Source organism: Modestobacter sp. Leaf380 (assembly GCF_001424485.1).
Lineage (GTDB): Bacteria > Actinomycetota > Actinomycetes > Mycobacteriales > Geodermatophilaceae > Klenkia.
This window is the reverse complement of record NZ_LMQC01000004.1, coordinates 1-18,301: the sequence shown is the minus strand read 5'-3', so window position 1 is coordinate 18,301 and position 18,301 is coordinate 1. Positions and strand designations below refer to the sequence as shown.

Annotated in this window: 10 protein-coding genes and 1 pseudogene; 6 read left to right on the top strand and 5 right to left on the bottom strand. The window is 76.2% G+C overall.

Features of this window, described 5'->3' with window-relative positions:
- Positions 1–304: 304 nt before the first annotated feature.
- Positions 305–1,381 carry a hypothetical protein gene (locus ASG41_RS05100; protein ID WP_056290944.1) on the top strand — a complete coding sequence of 359 codons (1,077 nt, stop codon included), beginning with the start codon at positions 305–307 and terminating at the stop codon, positions 1,379–1,381.
- Positions 1,382–1,407: 26 nt separating this feature from the next.
- On the opposite strand, the gene ASG41_RS05095 is transcribed toward ASG41_RS05100, so the two are convergent.
- The gene (locus ASG41_RS05095) at positions 1,408–3,768 is read right to left on the bottom strand and encodes a helix-turn-helix transcriptional regulator (RefSeq protein WP_157519048.1); all 2,361 of its coding nucleotides are present in this window, start codon (positions 3,766–3,768) and stop codon (positions 1,408–1,410) included.
- A 281-nt stretch (positions 3,769–4,049) separates the two neighbouring features.
- Here ASG41_RS05095 and ASG41_RS24125 point away from each other — a divergent pair, with 281 nt between their 5' ends.
- The 3 genes from ASG41_RS24125 to ASG41_RS05080 all read left to right on the top strand — a co-directional run bounded on the left by ASG41_RS24125 (position 4,050) and on the right by ASG41_RS05080 (position 8,162).
- On the top strand, positions 4,050–5,258 hold the full coding sequence (locus tag ASG41_RS24125; protein WP_056290939.1) for an IniB N-terminal domain-containing protein: 1,209 nt from the start codon (positions 4,050–4,052) through the stop codon (positions 5,256–5,258).
- Between the two features lie 232 nt (positions 5,259–5,490).
- Positions 5,491–7,200, top strand: a complete 1,710-nt coding sequence (locus ASG41_RS25170; RefSeq protein ID WP_056290937.1) for a GTPase — start codon at positions 5,491–5,493, stop codon at positions 7,198–7,200.
- Positions 7,197–8,162: a hypothetical protein gene (locus ASG41_RS05080; RefSeq protein WP_157519046.1), complete on the top strand. Its 966-nt coding sequence runs from the start codon at positions 7,197–7,199 to the stop codon at positions 8,160–8,162. The genes ASG41_RS25170 and ASG41_RS05080 overlap by 4 nt, the downstream gene beginning before the upstream one ends.
- A gap of 185 nt (positions 8,163–8,347) precedes the next feature.
- On the opposite strand, the gene ASG41_RS05075 is transcribed toward ASG41_RS05080, so the two are convergent.
- The 3 genes from ASG41_RS05075 to ASG41_RS05065 form a co-directional block, all read right to left on the bottom strand.
- The gene (locus ASG41_RS05075; protein ID WP_056290933.1) at positions 8,348–10,120 is read right to left on the bottom strand and encodes an alkaline phosphatase; all 1,773 of its coding nucleotides are present in this window, start codon (positions 10,118–10,120) and stop codon (positions 8,348–8,350) included.
- Between the two features lie 104 nt (positions 10,121–10,224).
- Entirely contained in the window at positions 10,225–10,728 is a 504-nt protein-coding gene (locus ASG41_RS05070; protein ID WP_056290931.1) for a hypothetical protein, read from the bottom strand.
- A gap of 30 nt (positions 10,729–10,758) precedes the next feature.
- Entirely contained in the window at positions 10,759–12,525 is a 1,767-nt protein-coding gene (locus ASG41_RS05065) for a PHP domain-containing protein (RefSeq protein ID WP_056290929.1), read from the bottom strand.
- A gap of 308 nt (positions 12,526–12,833) precedes the next feature.
- On the opposite strand from ASG41_RS05065, the gene ASG41_RS05060 reads away from it, so the two are divergent.
- Positions 12,834–13,529: a hypothetical protein gene (locus tag ASG41_RS05060; protein WP_157519044.1), complete on the top strand. Its 696-nt coding sequence runs from the start codon at positions 12,834–12,836 to the stop codon at positions 13,527–13,529.
- A 79-nt stretch (positions 13,530–13,608) separates the two neighbouring features.
- Here the strand turns inward: ASG41_RS05060 and ASG41_RS05055 are convergent, their stop codons facing one another.
- Positions 13,609–15,171: a Mur ligase family protein gene (locus ASG41_RS05055; RefSeq protein WP_056290927.1), complete on the bottom strand. Its 1,563-nt coding sequence runs from the start codon at positions 15,169–15,171 to the stop codon at positions 13,609–13,611.
- Between the two features lie 218 nt (positions 15,172–15,389).
- Here ASG41_RS05055 and ASG41_RS05045 point away from each other — a divergent pair.
- Positions 15,390–18,204, top strand: a pseudogene (locus ASG41_RS05045) (molybdopterin-dependent oxidoreductase); the annotation flags it as partial.
- Between the last annotated feature and the right edge of the window lie 97 nt (positions 18,205–18,301).

Sequence of the window (18,301 nt, the reverse complement as noted above, 5' to 3'; positions counted from 1 at the left end):
CTCGGCTGGGGTGCCACCGAGCGTCCCCGGGCCCGGTGTCGTCGGGGTGAGGTCCGGGTCAACAGCAGGCGGCGACCGGTGTGTCGACCCGGTGCGCCGCCCGCGGGCCCGATGGGCCGCCACGGGCATCCGCGGTCGTACACCCCGAGTTCGTCGTGCGGTCGTGGCGGGAGCCCCGGCCGGTCCCCGGCGGCGCGGAGGGTCGGGGCGTGCGGGGTCGGCGACCGAGGGGACGGGCATGCACCTGGCGTGGCAGGCGGGACGGCCGGTCCGGAGGCCCACCGGGGGAGGTGGCCGGGCCGGCGTGCTGGTCGTGTCGGCCGGCGTGGGCGCCGGGCACGACGCCGCTGCGGCCGAGCTGGCCGTACGCCTGCGGGCGGCCGGTGTGCCGGTGTGGGTCCGCGACCTGCTGACGGTGCTGCCCGGTCCGGCCCGTCGCCTGCTGGGCAGCGGGTACGGGCCCTGCGTCGACCGGGCCCCGGCCGCGTTCGAGCTGCTGGTCCGCAGGCTGGAGCACGAGGGCCTGCTGTGGGGCGCCGTCCAGCGGGTCGCCACGTCGGCGTCCGCCGGGGTCGCCGCGTGGTGTGCGGACCTGCGGCCGGCCCTGGTCGTGTCGACCTACCCGGTCGCCTCCCAGACGCTGGGCGGGTTGCGGGCCACCGGGCGGCTCGCGGCACCGGTGCTGACCTACCTGACCGACCCCGCGGTGCACCGCAGCTGGCTGCACCCGGCCGTCGCGGCGCACCTGACGGTGTCGGCCGCGACCGCGGAGCACGGGCGGACCGCCTACGGCGCCCCGATGACGGTGGCCGGGCCGCTGGTGTCGCCCCGGTTCGGCCGGCCGGTGCCCCCTGAGCGGCAGCGCCGGGTGCGGACGGCGCTCGGCCTGGACGCCGGCCCCGGCCGCCCGCTCGCGCTGGTGGTGGCCGGGTCGCTGGGTCTGGGCGACCCGGTCCCCACGGTGGTCGACCTGATCGCCGTCGGTGCCACCCCGGTGGTGCTGTGCGGTCGGAACCCGGGACTCCTCGACCGGGTGGCCCGGGTGCCGGGGGCGGTCGCCCTGGGGTGGCGGGACGACGTCCCGGACCTGATGGCGGTCGCCGACGTGCTGGTGCACAACGCCGGCGGGATGTCCTGCACCGAGGCCCTGGTCGCGGGGCTGCCGGTGGTCACGCACCGCCCGGTGCCCGGTCACGGCCGGATCAACGCCGCGGTGCTGCACGACGCGGGGGTGGCGCCGTGGGCCCGCACCCGGACGGAGCTCGCCGCCGCGCTCGCCGGCGCCGCGCGCCGGCCCCGGACCCGGGTGCACCACCCCGACCCGGCGGCCCTGGTGCTGCGCACGCTCGCGCTCCGCGGGGCCGGGACGACGGCGGCCTGAGCCGGCCGGCCCTCCGCCCTCCGGCCTCACGGACCGGCGTCGAGCTCCCGGCTCAGCCGGTCGAGCAGGTCCGCGCGGCCGCCGGCGCCCAGCCGCCGGCGCATCCGGGCGACGTGGTGCTCGACGGTGCGGGGGGACAGGAAGAGCCGGGCGCCGATCTGGGCGTGCGTGCGGCCGGCCAGCAGCAGGCGGGCGACCTCCACCTCCCGGCCGCTGAGCCGGGCGCCGGGTGCCGGGGCGGCCTCCCGGGCGCGCCGGAGCAGCTCGGTGCGGTCCCGCCCCGGTCCGGTGCGGAGGGCGGCCCGGCCGGCCAGGTCCCGGGACTCGGCGGTCAGCCCCAGCCGCACCAGGCGGGACACCGAGGCGGTCACCGTGGCCGGCTCCGAGGTGCCGGTCAGCACGTCGGCCCACACCCGGCCCAGCGCGGCCAGCTCCCGGGCCCGGGAGCCGTGCCGACCGGCCCGGTCCAGCCCCGCCGACGCCTCGCCGGCTGCCGCGCCCGTGGAGGCGGCCCGGACGGCCGCCCAGTGCCAGCCCGCGGACCAGGGTGCCGGGTCGGCCAGCCCGGCCAGCAACGCCGAGCCCTCGGCGACGGCCACCCGCACCGCCGTCGCGGCCCCGTCGTGGACCTCCGCCGACGTCGCCGTGGCCACCTGCAGCTCGGCCAGCACCGGCAGGCCGAGCAGGTCGACCGGGTGCGCCCGGACGGCGTCCCGGACCCGCTCCCAGCCCTCGGCGGACGACTCCTGGGCGGTGCGCAGGTGCAGCACCAGGGACAGGGCGGCGGCCCACAGCTCGTCCCGGGCGGTGAGTCGCCGGCCGGGTCCCGGCTCGACGGCACGGAGGTGGTCGTGCGCGGTGGCCGGGTCGTCGGACCGCAGCGCCGACCACCCCAGCAGCAGCCGGTGCCGGGCGGTCAGCAGCGGGCCGCCGGTGGCCGTGGCGAGTGCCCGGGTGAGCAGCTGTCGCGCCGTCCCCGGGTCGCCGGTGTGCAGCGCCAGGACGGCGCCCACCGCGGCCGGGCTGTCCACCAGCAGCGCCGCGGGACCGCCCGGTGCCAGCGCCTGGGCCCGGGTGAGGGACGCCAGGGCCTGCTCGGTGACGTCGTCGCCGGCCGCCGGGCAGGTCGTGGCCAGCAGTGCGGCCGCTGTCCTCGCCTGCGTGTCGTCCGGGTCGGGCCCGACGTCCCCGGTGCGTCCCGTGAGAGCCCCGACGAGGGCCGCCGCGCCGCTGCCCGGGACGGCGCGGGCCGCGGCCCGGTGCTCGCCGGCCGCCGCCAGCAGGGTCGCGGCGAGCTGGCCGTCGGGGTGCTCCCGGACCGCGGCGAGCGCCAGGTCCACCCGCCCGTCGCCGGCGGCGGCCCGGGCGCGGAGACCTGCCAGCGACGACGCCGGGGCACCTGCGGCCACGGCCTCGTCCAGCAGGTCCGACGCCGCGCCGGGATCGACCTGCACCCGCGCCCGCGCCAGGTCGGCCAGCGCGGCAGCGGCAGACGGGTCCGCCCCCCGGGCGGCCACCGCCCGGGCCAGCGCCGGCGGGACACGCCCCTGCTCGTGCAGCAGGGACAGTGCCCGCCGCCGCCAGCCGTGGGTCCGGGCGGCGGGCAGCGTGGCCGCCACGGTGGTCAGCGCGACCGGGAGGAGCGTGCCGTCGGGGCGGACCAACCCGGAGGCCCAGCAGGCAGCGACGACGTCGCCCAGCGGGGTGGCGAGCACCTCGGCGAGCAGGTCCTCCTCCCAGGGCACCCCGTCGCCGACCAGGGCCAGCACGGCGGCGGCGGGCCGGGGCAGCGTCGCCAGCTCCGCCGCGGCCCAGGCCCGGACCGCCCGGTCGCCGGCCGGGCTGCGGCCCAGCGAGGCGCCCACGAGCACCGGCAGCCCGCCGGTCCGCGCCGCGAGGGCGGCCGGGTCGACGTCGTCGGGACCGGAGTGGTGCACCCAGCGGGCGACGTCCGCCTCGTCCAGGTGGGTGCGGTGCACCACCGCCCGGTCCCGGGGCAGGTCGGCCAGCAGGTCCCACCAGGCCGGTGCCGACGGTGCCGGGCGGGCCGCCAGCAGCACCCGGCCGGCCGGCCGGCGCAGCTGACGGCGCAGCGACGCAGCGTCGTCGGTGGTGAGCCGGTGCGCGTCGTCGAGCAGGACGGTCAACGGCGTCCGGGCCGTCCGGGCCGGTCGGGGCTCCTCCCCGGGCCCGACGACTACCTGGCCACGGGCCCGCAGGGCCTCGGCGACCCGGCCCAGCAACCAGCTCTTCCCGGTGCCTCCGGCGCCGCTGACGACGACCACCCGGGGGAGCCGGTCGGCGGCGGCGTCGGCCAGCAGCTGCCCGGCCTCGTCCCCGGCGACGAAGGGCCGGGCCATGGTGGTGGCCAGACTCAACGCACGCACGGGTGGCCGACCTCCTCGTCCGGGCGGGCCCCGGTGGTCCGCGAGGTGGACGGTAGGAGGGGCTGCCGTCCACGTCGGCGTCTCCGGGTGAACGGCCGGGAGCCGCCCGGTGAAGCCTCGGGCCCACGGGCCCGGCAGCGGTGGGGCGTCCCCGCACGATCCCCCTCCGGTGGCGCCGGGAGAGGGGGACCGGACCGGGTGACCCTCCGTGAGGGTGCGACGGACAGTGGCCGGGAGAGCGGGGCCACCCCCCGCCACGACGACCCGAGGAGCTCCCCGACGTGTCCGACATCGCCAGCTCGCTGCTGACCTTCATCCTCGACCTCCTGCGCGACCCGGCCGCGGCCCGCGCCTTCGCCGAGGACCCCGACCGGGCGCTGGCCGACGCCGGTCTGTCCGACGTCGACGCCGCCGACGTGGCCGCCCTCGAGCCGGCCGTCGCCGAGCACGTGCCCGCGCTGGCCGCCGCCGGGGCCGCCCCGGTGCACTCGGCCGCCGGCCGGACCGCCGACCACGCGGCCGCCACCGCCACCGCCGCCCCGGCCGCCACCGCGACCGCCACGGGCGCCGAGCCGACGTCGGCCGTCGAGCAGCTGCAGGTCCTGCAGGCGACCTACAGCTACACCGATGCCAGCGTGCACAACGACTACTCGCACGACGTGTGGGCCGGGGGCGACGCCTACCAGGTCATCGGCACCAGCAACGTGATCGGCGACAGCAACGCCGTCGGCGCCGGGTCCTCGACCCGCGACGGCCGGGACTCCTCGGACAACAGCGTCACCACGGTGACCGTCGGCGACATCGCGTCGGGCAACGACAGCTCGGTCGACGCCTCCGACAACAGCGACAACTCGGTCGTCGACAACTCCGACCACAGCGACAACTCGGTGGACTCCTCCACCACGGTCCGGGACTCCTTCAACGGCAACGACCTGTCCGACAACAGCGACAACTCCGTGGACTCCTCGGACAACAGCGACAACTCGGTCGTCGACAACTCCGACAACAGCGACAACTCCGTGGACTCCTCGGACAACAGCGACAACTCGGTCGTCGACAACTCCGACAACAGCGACAACTCGGACAACAGCGACAACTCGGTCGACTCCTCGGACAACAGCGACAACTCCGGCAACTCGGTCGACAACAGCGACAACTCCGTGGACTCGTCGGACAACAGCGACAACTCCGACAACTCGGTCGACTCCTCCGACAACAGCGACAACTCCGTCGTCGACAACTCGGACAGCAGCGACAACTCCGTCGTCGACAACTCGGACAGCAGCGACAACTCCGTGGACTCCTCGGACAACTCGGTGTGGACCGACGCCAGCGACAACTCGGTGGACTCCTCGGACAACTCCGACAACTCGGTCAACGACTCGTTCGGCGGCAACGACTTCTCCGACAACTCGGTGGACGAGTCCTTCGACGGCAACGACTTCTCCGACAACAGCGACAACTCGGTCTCCGAGGACGCCACCGTCTGACCGGTCGCGGCGGAGCCCGCCCGGGCCCCGCCGCACCCCGCTCCACCCGCACACCCGTGGGCCCCGGTCGGACGCCGACCGGGGCCCACGGCCGGCTCCCCCCAGGAGGGACCCCATCTCCACGCTCGAGGTCCTGGACCGGCTCGCGGCTGCCGCGGCGGCGGCCGACGTCCCCGACGTCGTCGCCGCGCTGGCCCGCGCCCGCCGGCGGCTGACCTCCGACGTCCGCCGGGTGGTGCTCGTCGGCGCTCCCGGCGAGGGCACCAGCAGCCTGGTGGACGCCGTCGTCGGCGCCCCGGTGTGCCCGGTCGGCGACGACGGCGGCACGACCGTGCCGTGGGTGGTGCGTGGCGGCCCGGTCGTGTGCGCCGAGCTGGTGGAGACACCGGCCGGCGACGGCGAGCCGCTGCGGCGACAGCTGCCGGTGCGCGGGCTGCCCGCCGCGGTGGCCGACCACGCAGCGCCCGGGCGGGTGTCCGTCGAGGTCCAGCTGCCCCGCCGGGTGCTGGACACCCTGGAGCTGGTGGACACACCCGGCGTGGGCGGGCCGGGCGACCCCGAGGGGTCCCGCGCGCGGGCCGCGGTCTCGGGCGCCGACGTCGTCTGGCTGGTGCTGGACGCGGGTGCCCCCCTGCTGCCCGAGGTGGCCGACGTCGTCCGCGCCGCCGTGGACGCCGACGTGCCGGTGCACCCGGTGCTCAGCCGGACCGACCTGCACCCCGCCTGGTCCGACCGGGTCCGCGGGCTGCGCGCCGAGCTGGCCCGGCTGGGCGTCGACGGTCCGGTGCGCGGGGTGTGTGCCCGGCTGGCCGACGAGGCGGTGCGCCGGGCCGAGCCCGGGCTGCTGGTCGAGTCCGGGGTGCCGGACCTGGTCGCCGCCGTCCCCCCGGCGCTGTCGGCGGTCCCGGGGGGAGCGGCCGGCCCGACCCGGGCCGCCCTGGTCGCGGCCGCCGCGGCGTTGCGGGCGCACGGCGCCGCCCGGCTGGCGGAGCTGCAGGACCCGGCGGCCGTGGCGGTGGCCGCCCTTGGCCTGGACGACGTCCGGGACCGGGTGGACCGGCTGCGCCGGCAGGCCTCGCGCTGGCAGCAGGTGCTGGGGGACGGCACGACCGACCTGGTCGCCGACCTGGAGCACGACCTGAGGGACCGGTTGCGGGCGGTCACCCGGGACGCCGACGAGGCGCTGGACGCCCACGACCCGGGTGCCATGTGGCCGGCGGTCGACGGCTGGCTGCACGCCCGGGTGGCCGAGGCGGTCACCGTCAACGCGCGGTGGGCAGCCGACCGGGTCGACTGGCTGACCGGGGAGGTGCTGGCCCTGGTCGAGGCCGACCTGCGCGACGTCGCCGGCACCGAGGTCGGCGCCGCCCCCGGGGCCCGGGTCGGTGACGCGCGTGGACTGCTGGCGGGCCTCGCGGACGTCGCGGTGGTGGACCGCGGCCGGCTCACCGCGCTGCAGAAGGTGCTCGTGGGCATGCGCGGCAGCTACAGCGGGATCCTGATGATCGGGCTGGTCACCAGCCTGGCCGGGCTGCCGCTGGTCAACCCGGTGTCGGTCGGGGCCGGGTTGCTCATCGGCGGCAAGGCCTACCGGGACGACGCGGCCCAGCGGCTGACCCGCCGGCGGGGCGAGGCCAAGGGCGTGGTCCGCCGGCACCTGGACGAGGTCGGGTTCCAGGTCGGCAAGCACCTGCGCGACGAACTGCGGGGGGTGCAGCGGACCCTGCGCGACGTCGTCGCCGGGCACGTGGACGCCCTGCAGCGGGCGGCGACCCTGGAGCTGCGCACCGCCCAGGAGGCGAACCGGCGGCAGACGGCCGACCGGGACCGCGAGGTCCGCGCGCTGCGCCGCCGGCTCGAGCAGGTCGCCACCCTGGAACGTGCGGTCGCCGCGCTCCCGGCGGGCGGCGGGCCGACCGGTGTCGTGCAGGGCGTCGCGTGAGCGTGGGGGTGCTGGTCACCGGGGCCCCGGCGAGCGGGCGCCGCACGCTGGCCGGCGCGCTGGCGCACGCGCTGCCCGCCGTGCCCCAGGCCCCCGACGCCGGGCTGCGCGTGCACCTCGCCCGCCGGCTGGACGCGGCGGCGCTGGCGGCGACCGCGCCGGTGCTGGTGCTCTCCCGGGCCGACGAGACGGCCGGCGGCCGGGCCGGGGCGATGGTGGCCGCGGCGCGGGTGGCGCACCGCTGGGCGCAGCACCCGGCACTCGCGGGCACCCCGGTGGTCGTCGTCCCCGTCGCGGGGCTGTTGGCCGCCGCACCGGCGACCCTGGTCCCCGGCGACCTGGTGGCGCTGCGGCTGCTCGCCGCGGCCGGCCCGGGAGAGGTGGAGGAACTGCTGCTGCGGCCCGGCGCGCTCGGGGCCCGACTGGCCGGGCAGCCGGGCACCGACGGGCGGGAGCTCGTGGGACGGCTGGGGGTCGTCGGCGTCCGGCTGGGGGCCAGCCTGGTCCGGGAGGGGGTGGGCGACGTCGCCGGCCTGGGCGCCGAGCTGGCCCGCCGCAGCGGCCTGCCCGAGCTGTGTGCCGCCGTCCTGGGCCGGCTGTCCGCGGGCTCAGCGGCCGACGTCCAGCCACCGCCCGACGGACCGGAGGACGACGGCAACCAGCACCGCGACCATCGCCGTCGCGCAGGCCAGGAAGCCGACCTCGTCCAGTGGCGGTCCACCCCGGACGACGTCGGCGGCCACGACGGCGGAGGCGCCGGCGACGCCGGAGAGCACCCCGAGCACCCACCGGGACCAGGCGCGGCGGCGCAGCAGCAGGGCGAGGCAGGCGGTGCCGGCCAGGAGCGCGACGAGCACGGTCCCCACCGGCAGCAGCAGCGTGGTCGCCACGCCCGAGCGGAGCACCGCCGCGGTCGCCTCCGGGTCCTGCTCGGCGGCGACGGCGGCCAGCCGGGCCCGTGAGGCGTCCAGGTCGCGCGCGGTCACCACGAGGGCGACCAGCCCGGCCAGCGCCCCGGCCGCCCAGGCGACCGCGGCCAGCCGGACCGGTGTCGGCGGGGGGCCGGCCTGCGCCGGCCGGGGCGGCGGCACCGAGCTGGTGAGCGCGGGCCGGGGCGGCACGGGGCCCCGGCCCGCGGTCACCGGGTTCACGCTCCCCGGGGCCGGTCCGAGCGGGGCCCGAGCTGGCCGACCGGGCCGGACACCACGCGGGTGCCGCGCACCGACTGCCAGGCCGACTCGAAGCCCACGGTGGCCTGCGGGTCCAGTCGCGGGTCGACGGCCAGGCCCTTGTCGCCGCCGGAGCGGATGAACCAGAAGTCGGTCTGCACCCGGTCCGGCGTCACGTCGATGACGGCGAACCCGTGACCGATGCCCTCCAGGTACCGGATCCACGGGTTCACGCCCTGGAAGGCGGCGGTGGCGGACTGGGCCGCGGCCGCCGAGCCGCCGAGGGACTCCTTGAACCCGTTGCTGGTGACCGACGGGCAGACGAACTCGACGCCGACCGACCGCCGCGCGGTGCGGTAGGCGGCGGCGTCGAAGCCGGCCGGGAGGTCGTTGGCCCACGAGGAGTGGATGTCCCCGGTGAGGACGACGGGGTCGGTGGTGGCCCGGCCCATCGCGGCGACCAGCGCGGCCTGGTCGGCCTGGTAGCCGTCCCACTGGTCGGCGTTGAACACCTGGCCGCCGAGCACCCCGGCGCGGGGCAGGGCCAGCACCCGGGTGAGCACCGTCTGGTTGCCGACCAGGTGCCAGGTCTTGCGGCTGCCGGTGATCCCGTCGGTGAGCCAGGTCAGCTGCTCGGGCTCGGGCAGGTGCCGGGCGGGGGCGGTGAGGGCGGGGTTGAGCTGCCCGCCGACGGTGGCGGGCACCTGCTGGCTGCGGTTCTGCCGGGTCTCGACGACCGACAGGTCGGCCAGGTCGCCGAAGGAGAAGCGGCGGAAGAACTGGGTGCCCCGGTGGGGGGCGGGCTGCCAGCCGGGCTCCCGGATCGGCATCCACTCCAGGTAGGCCTGGAAGGCGGCGGCGCGGCGGGCCAGGAAGTCGCCCTCGGCGCGGGTGCCGGCGGGCTCGCCGGGTCCGGTGTAGCTGGTGTCCGGGTCGTCCTGCTGCTCGTGGTTCTCCGCGCCGGTGTCGTAGGCGTCGTTGGTGATCTCGTGGTCGTCGAAGACGGTGATCCACGGGTGCCGCTGGTGGGCGGCCTGCAGGTCGGGGCCGGTCTTGTAGAGCGCGTGACGCAGCCGGTAGTCGGCCAGGGTGACCATCTCGGTGGCCGGTTCGTGGTCCCGGGTGCCGGCCAGCGACGCCGGGCCGTAGCGGTCCTCGTCGTTGCCGTACTCGTAGAGGTAGTCGCCCAGGTGCAGCACGGCGTCCAGGTCGTCGCGGGCGGCCAGCCCGCGGTAGGCGGTGAAGAAGCCGCCGGTGTAGTTCGAGCAGGACACGAAGGCCAGCCGCAGCGCGTGGGTGCGGCCGGGCTCGTCGGGTGAGGTCTGGGTCCGGCCGACGGGGGAGGTCTCCCCGCGGGAGGTGAACCGGTACCAGTAGCGGGTGTAGGGGGTGAGCCCGCCGACGACCACCTTGACCGTGTGGTCGCGGTCGGCGTCGGTGCGCAGCGATCCGCGGCGGACGACGCGGCGGAAGCCCTCGTCCGCGGCGACCTCCCAGTCGACCCGGCTGCCCGGGCCGCGACCGCTGCCCGGCAGTGCGGGCCGGCTGGGCGTGACCCGGGTCCACAGCAGCACATCGGTGGCGGTGGGGTCCCCGGAGGCGACGCCGAAGCCGAAGACGCCGGCGCGGGCGGACTCGGCGACGGTGGCCCGGGCCTGCTCGGTGGTGAGCGCGCCGAAGGCCAGCGCGGCGGCGCCGACGGCGCCGCCCTGCAGGACGGAGCGGCGGGACAGCGGTGTCTGGGTGACCACGGGGTTCCTCGTCTCGGGGGGTGGCGCAGGGGTGGCGCGGGGGTGGCGCGGGGTCGTGCCGGGCGGTGGTGTCGGGCGGCCGTGTCGGGCGGTGGGGCCGTGGCTCAGTGGCCGCCGCAGCACTCGTGCGGGGTGCTGATCTCGACCGGGCGCCAGGTGCCCGGTCCGGCCGGGTCGACGAGCAGCTCGACACCGTCGGGGTGGCGTACCGGTCGCAGGTGGCCGTCGACGCTGTCGACGACGTCCCCGGGGAGTGCGGGGGAGCCGATGCCGACGACCCGGTCGATGGCGGTGCCGGCGACCAGGTCGGCGACGGTCACCCGCACCGGGACGTCGTCCCCACCGGGGAACCGGACGACCCGGCCCTCCTGGGGGACGGCGTCGGTGGGCAGCACCGCCCCGCCCAGGGCCAGCGCCCAACGGTGCGGCAGGGTCCTGTCGTCGGGGCCCGGGGACACCTGCCAGCTGGCGGTCACCCGCGGGTCGGGGCCCGAGCGGTCGACGTGGGTCAGCACCCAGTCGACCGTCCGGCCGGTGCCGGACAGCGCGTCGTCCAGGGCGGCCAGCAGGTGGACGTCCACGGCCTGTGCCGCGGCCGGGACGCCCACCCACCACCCGCCGGTGTCGGCGGGGACGGCTCAGACCACGTCGACGAAGACCGGGTTCGCGTAGAACCACAGGTCGGCGAAGGGGTCCTCGTTGCCGACGACGTCGATCTGCGGGTTGCCCAGGGCGTCGAGCTGGTTGCCGTCGCTGCCGCGCAGGCGCAGGTAGAACGACTCCTGCACGTTGGTGAACGTGTGGTCCAGCCGGACCCGGCGTCCCCCCGCGGAGGAGGACACGTCGAAGGTCTTCACGACCGTCGTCCGCGGGGCTGTCAGGGTGTCCCGGTCACCGACCGGTCCGGTGACGGGGCCGCTGATCAGGTCGACCTTGGCCAGCCGGGGAACCTGGCCGGCGGAGTTGGGGCCGGCCGGCAGGTCGATGGTGACGTCGAGCTTCACGTCGCCGCCGCGGGCGATCCAGGTGCGCCCGCCCAGGGTGACCCCACGCCGGTCGCCCTCACCGCGGAAGGCCCGCACGCGCACGTCCAGGCCGTCGATGAGGCGGCCGTGCACGGCCACGACCTGGCCGGACTGCAGGCCGCGCATGACGTCCACGTAGGCCTTGGACTGCGCGGCCACCAGGGTGGAGGAGTACTGGCCGGGCCAGAAGTCGCCGTAGGTGGTGATCGGCTGCCCGGTGTCGACCGGGGCGCCCTTGCTGCCGGTGGTGGCGTAGTCCTGACTGCCCTGGACGAAGGTGTCCCGCCACACCTGGTGGGAGTCGGAGGTGGCGGTGACGAACCAGGGCAGGCCCTCGGCGAGCAGGGAGTCCCAGACGCCGCCGACCTTGGCGGTCATCCAGTCGAACCCGCCGTAGGTGCGGTACGGGTTCTCGGCCGCGGTGGGCAGGTAGCCGGGGAAGCTGTTCGTGCCGGGGCCGCGGTCGTAGTAACCGCGCCCGGACCCCGGGCCGGCCGGCAGCGGGATCGCGGCGGCCTGGTGGCCGGGGGCGCCCTCCATGCCGACGGCGACCCGCGGGGCCGCGTCGCGCCAGTTGCGCAGCTCGTGCGGGCTGTCGATGCCGTTGCGCGAGGGGTGGTTGGCGAACATCAGCGCGATCTCGGTGCGGCCGCCGGTGACCTGCTGGTCCAGGTAGCGCAGCGCGTCCAGGGCGTAGGGCTCGCCCAGCGCCGAGGTGGCGCCGGGGATGACGCCGGTGCTGGCCAGCACGCCGCCGTCGTAGGCGGCCTCGAAGGCCCGCAGGATGTCCACGGTGTTCCGGCCCGGGGGCAGGAAGACCGTGGCGTGCTCGGCGCCGGGGATGTTCCACTCCAGGCCCTGGTAGACGAGCATGTCGCGGTAGGCCGCCCGGGACGCCTCGATGTTGGGCGTCACCTGGTCGATGGAGAACTTCTGGTGCGCGACGCTGCCGTGGTCGGTGATGACCACCCAGGACAGGCCGTACTCCCGCGCCTTGGCCACCTGGGTCTCGACGGTGTACTGCGCGTCGGGGGAGTACTGGGTGTGGATGTGGTGGTCACCGGCGAAGAACCGGTTGTTGCCGCTCCACGGGTTGGTCGGCGTCCGGCTGCCCGGTGCCGCCGCGGCGACGCCCTGGCCCCACCCGCCGGCCGCGCCGGCCAGCCCGGCGGCCGCACCGGCGACCAGCGCGCTGCCGGCGAGGAAGGAGCGGCGGGAGACCGACAGCCGGTCGCCGACCTCGGGGTCACGCCAGGAGCCGGCGAGTGCGGTGGTCTCGTGGATGTGCCCGTCGGCCCCGTGCGGGTGTGCGTGGTCGTGGGTGTGGTCGTGGGTGTGGTCGTGGGTGTGGTCGTGCGGGTGTGCGTGGTCGTGCGCCATCTCGGGGTTCCTCCCGGGTCGCATGCGTGGTGAGCCACCCGACCCTCCGCGTTCGCGGCGAGGGCCGGGCGGCACCGGGACGCCGATCAGGTGAACAGCGCGTGGAGGGACGGTGAGTCCGGCTCACGACCGCGACCGACGGGACCCGTGCGCCGGCTGTGCGCCGGCCCAGCGACGGGCCCGTGAGCTGCACGTTCGTCGCGAGTCACCCGGATGGATGTGTTCGCTTCCCCACGCATCCGGGAGTGCCGTCGGCGGCGAAGGCCCACTGTCCTCACACCGGGGACGCCTCGATCCTGGGAGTGACCGTGAACACCAAGCACCTCGTCGCCAAGCGCACCGTCGCCGCCGCCATCGCCCTGAGCGCCGCGTTCGGCATGGCCGCCTGCAGCACCGACTCCGGCAGCGACACCGCCGCCGCGTCCAGCTCGTCGACCTCCAGCACCGTGACCAACCCCGAGCCCGCCGCCGTCGTCCCGGCCGTCTCCGGGGGCGACACCTCCGTCGCGCTGGACCAGGGCTTCCTGGACGCCCTCGCCGGCCTCGGCGTCACCCCCGGCGTCACCGGCACCGCGACGCTGGCCGACGGCGCCGTGGACTTCCCGATCACCGGCGGCACCGTGACCCTCTACGACAAGGACTCCGGCTACCGGCCCTTCGTCCAGGGCGTGCTCTTCCACCAGGGCTCGGGCCTGTCGCTGACCGCCGGTGCCACCACCGTCGAGCTGAGCAACTTCACCATCGACCCGGGCAAGCCCGCCCGCCTGTTCGGCGACGTGAGCGTCAACGGCGAGCTCGCCGTGCCCTCCGCCCCGCTCTTCGACCTCAACGGCACCACCCTGGAGCCCGTCTCCATGGACGCCGAGGGCAACGCCGTGCTGAGCGGCACCACCGTCGAGCTGTCCGCCGAGGCCGCCGACCTGCTGAACACCACGTTCGGCGTCACCGCGATCCCGGCCAACCTGGTCATCGGCATCGCGACCCTCACGGTCGCCACCAGCTGACCGACCAGCACGACCAGCACGACCAGCACCGCCACACGCAGGGGCGCTCTCCGGACCACGGGGAGCGCCCCTGCGGCGTTCAGCAGGCCAGCGGCTCCGCGGTCCGGCCGGCCAGCGCCTCGCCGGCCACCTCGACGTCGGAGAAGGGCACCGCCAGTCCCGCGTCCAGCGCACCCGGGGCGTCCTGCAGCAGCGTCTCGTGCCCCCGCCCGACGACCAGGACGACGTCCTGCGGGCCGGCCGCGGTGACCGCGCCGGTGATGGCGGCCCGCCGGTCCATCTCGGTCCGGACGTGCGCCCGGGTGCCGATCAGACCGACCCGCAGCTCGTCGACGATGGCCGCCGGGTCCTCCCCGTGGCTGCCCTCGTTGGTCAGCCACACGTGGTCGGCGGCGCGCGCGGAGACGCCCAGGCCCTGGCGCTTGTAGCGGTCACGGGCGCCGCGGGCGCCCAGCACCAGGTGCACCTCGCCGTCCGGGCGCAGGTCGCGGGCGGTCTGCACCGCGGCGGCCAGGGCGGCCGGGGTGTGCGCGTAGTCGACCAGCACGGTCGGCCCGCCGGGTCCGCCCACCAGGGTGTTGCGCCCCGGCGGCGGGACGGCGCGGGCCAACCCGGCGGCCGCGTCCGCGGCGTCGACCCCCAGCACCCGGGCGGCGGTCCAGGCCGCCGTCAGGTTACCCACGTGCACCCGGCCGAGCACCGCCGACCGCACCCGGTGCGTCTGTCCGTCGGCGGCCAGCAGCACCTCCGTGCCGCCCTCGCCGGTGCGCCACTCCAGCACCCGGACGTCGCAGTCGGCGTCCGAACCCACCCGGGTCACCGGGATGCGGGCCTGGTCGGCCAGCCGCCGTCCCGCCGGGTCGTCGGTCACCACCACACCCGCAGCGGCCCGGTCGGGGGCGAACAGCGCGGCCTTGGCGGCCCAGTACTGCTCGAGGGTGCCGTGGTGGTCCAGGTGGTCCTCCTCGAACCCGGTGAACACCGCGACGTCGACCGCGAGGGCGTCGAGGCGGCCCACGTCCAGCGCGATGGACGAGGCCTCCACGACCGCCCCGGTCGCGCCCTGGTCGACCATCCAGCGCAGCAGTCGGTGCAGCTCGGGGGCCTCCGGGGTGGTGAGCGCCGTCGACCGGCGGCGCTGCCCCAGCGAGGCGCCCACCGTGGAGACCAGTCCGCACGGTCCGTCGGCCCGGTCCAGCACGGCCTGCAGCAGCGTCGACGTCGTCGTCTTGCCGTTGCTGCCGGTGACCGCGGCCAGCCGCAGTGACCGGGCCGGGTCGCCGGCCACCAGGGCGCCCAGCGGCCCCAGGAGGGGGCGCACCGCGGGCACCACCAGCAGCGGCACGCCCAGGTCGGGCGGGAGCCGGTCGGGCCGGTCGACGACCAGCGCCACCGCGCCGGCGGCGACCGCCTGGGCCGCGTACCGGTGGCCGTCGAACCGGCCCCCGCGCACGCAGGCCAGCAGGCTGCCGGGGCCCACGGCGCGGGAGTCGGTCACCAGACCGCGGACGACGTCGACGGGGCCGCCGACCGTCGTGACACCGGGGCCGGCGACGGCGCGGGCGCGGGCGACCACCCGGGACCACGGGGTGTCCGGCGGCGGGGCGAACGGGTCGGTGCGGGCACCGGACGTCCCGAGCATGTGCTCTCTCCGTGGCACCGCGCGGGGTCGTTCGTGGCCGGGGCTGGGCCGGGCGCGGCCCTCCGACCGTAAACGCGGTTGTGCGGCCGGGCACCCCGGGACCCGGGTTGCCGCCCCCGCACCGGGCGGTGCATCCTCGGGGTGGGCCGAGCCGAGGCCCTCGCGTCGTCCCACCCCGCGAGGTCCGTCGTGCCCCTCCCCACCCTCCGCCCGCCCCGGTGACCGCCACCCCGGAGCGCCGCGGCGTCCGCACCTGGCTGGACTCCTGGCCGGTCTACCGCCAGCTCACCGGCACCGACCCGCTGGGCCGCGGCCACGCGGTGCGGTCGCAGAAGACCGAGCACGTCACCTCCCGGACGGCGACCGCCGACCGGGTGGTGAAGTCCGTCTGCCCGTACTGCGCGGTGGGCTGCGGCCAGCGGGTGTTCGTCGAGGACGAGCAGGTCGTGCAGATCGAGGGCGACCCGGACTCGCCGATCAGCCGTGGCCGGCTGTGCCCCAAGGGCAGCGCGAGCAAGTCGCTGGTCACGTCCCCGAGCCGGGTGACGACGGTGAGGTACCGGCGTCCGCACGGCACCGAGTGGGAGGACCTGCCCCTGGACACGGCGATGGAGATGATCGCCGACCGGGTGCTCGACGCCCGGGCCAAGGGCTGGCAGGACACCGACGGCGGCAAGCGCGTGCACCGCACGATGGGCCTGGCCTCGTTGGGCGGCGCGACGCTGGACAACGAGGAGAACTACCTGATGAAGAAGCTGTACAGCGCGCTGGGCGCTGTGCGGGGCCACGAACTTCCAGCAGGACCTGGTCAACAGCGACTGCATCGTCATCGAGGGCTCGAACATGGCCGAGTGCCATCCCGTCGGGTTCCAGTGGGTCATGGAGGCCAAGGCGCGGGGCGCCCAGGTCATCCACATCGACCCGCGCTTCACCCGGACGTCGGCGGTCGCCGACACCCACGTCCCGCTGCGCGCGGGCACCGACATCGCGTTCCTCGGCGGGCTGATCTCCCACGTCCTGGAGAACGGGCTCGACTTCCGGGAGTACGTCGTCGCGTACACCAACGCCGCGGCGATCCTGCGGGAGGACTTCGTCGACACCGAGGACCTGGACGGGCTGTTCTCCGGCTGGGATCCCGAGGCGGGGCACTACGACGAGACGTCCTGGCAGTACGAGGGCGTCGACGACAGCCCGCCGGCCGCCGGCCAGCAGGGCCCGGGCGATCCGTTCCGGGAGCAGAAGTCCGGCGCCTCGCAGGGCGTCAAGAGCGCCGACCAGTACGAGAGCGCCGGCGACGGCGGCGCGACCATCCACGGCAAGCCGCAGCGCGACGAGACGCTGCAGCACCCGCGCTGCGTGTACCAGGTGCTCAAGCGGCACTTCGCCCGCTACACCCCCGAGATGGTGGCCGACGTCTGCGGCATCACCCCGGAGGTGTTCCTCGACGTCGCCCGGGCGGTGACGGCGAACAGCAACCGGGAGCGGACGACGTCCTGGGTGTACTCGGTGGGCTGGACCCACCACACGGTCGGCGTCCAGTACATCCGGACCTGCGGCATCCTGCAGGCCCTGCTGGGGAACACGGGCCGTCCCGGCGGCGGCATCCTCGCCCTGCGGGGGCACGCCTCCATCCAGGGGTCCACCGACATCCCGACGCTGTACAACCTGCTGCCCGGCTACATCCCGATGCCGCACGCCGAGTCGCACCCGACGCTGGACGACTTCTGCGCGGAGAGCGAGGGCTCGGTCGGGTTCTGGGGCAACATGCGCGCCTACACCGTGAGCCTGCTCAAGGCCTGGTGGGGCGACGCGGCGACGGCGGAGAACGACTTCTGCTTCGACCAACTGCCCAAGATCACCGGCGACCACGGGTCCTACCGGACGGTCGCGGACATGATCCAGGGCAAGGTGCCCGGCTACTTCCTGGTCGGGGAGAACCCGGCGGTCGGCCACGCCAACGGCAAGATGCAGCGGCTCGGGCTGGCCAACCTGGAGTGGCTCGTCGTCCGGGACCTGCAGATGATCGAGTCGGCGACCTTCTGGAAGACCGCGCCGGAGATCGAGACCGGGGAACTGGTCACCGAGGACATCGCCACCGAGGTGTTCTTCATGCCCGCCGCCACGCACGTGGAGAAGGAGGGCACCTTCACCAACACCCAGCGGCTGCTGCAGTGGCGGCGCAAGGCGGTCGAGCCGCCGGCCGACGCCCGCAGCGACCTGTGGTTCTACTTCCACCTGGGCCGCATCCTGCGCGAGCGGCTGCGGGACTCCGAGGACCCCCGGGACCGTCCGCTGCTGGACCTGACCTGGGACTACCCGACGCACGGGGCGCTGGTCGAGCCCTCGGCCGAGGCGGTGCTGCGGGAGATCAACGGGGTCGGGCCCGACGGTCGTGCGCTGTCGACCTACATGGACATGAAGAGCGACGGCAGCACGTCGGGCGGCTGCTGGATCTACACCGGGGTGTACGCCGACGAGGTCAACCAGGCCGACCGGCGGCGCTCGGGCCGGGAGCAGAGCTGGGTGGCCCCCGAGTGGGGCTGGGCCTGGCCGCTGAACCGGCGGACGCTCTACAACCGGGCCTCGGCGGACCCCGCTGGCAAGCCGTGGAGCGAGCGCAAGAAGTACGTGTGGTGGGACGAGGACGACCAGCGCTGGACCGGGGTCGACGTGCCGGACTTCGAGGTCGGCAAGCGCCCGGACTACGTGCCGCCGGAGGGTGCGACGGCGCAGGCCGGCATCGGCGGGGCCGACCCGTTCATCATGCAGAACGACGGCAAGGCCTGGCTGTTCGCGCCGTCCGGGCTGGCCGACGGTCCGATGCCCACCCACTACGAGCCGGCCGAGTCCCCGGTGCCCAACGCGCTGTACGGCACCCGGGCCAACCCGGGGGTCGAGCACATCCGGGCGGCGTGGAACCGGGAGAACCCCTCGCCCAGCGAGGTCTACCCCTACGTGTTCACCACCTACCGGCTCACCGAGCACCACACCGCGGGCGGGATGAGCCGCACGCTGCCCTACCTGTCCGAGCTCTAGCTGTGATGTCCAGGGACGTTGTCCCGAGCTGAGGTGATCGGGGCCTGTCGTTGAGACGGGGAGGGCCTCCGGTGTGAAGTGGAGCTGTCTAGGA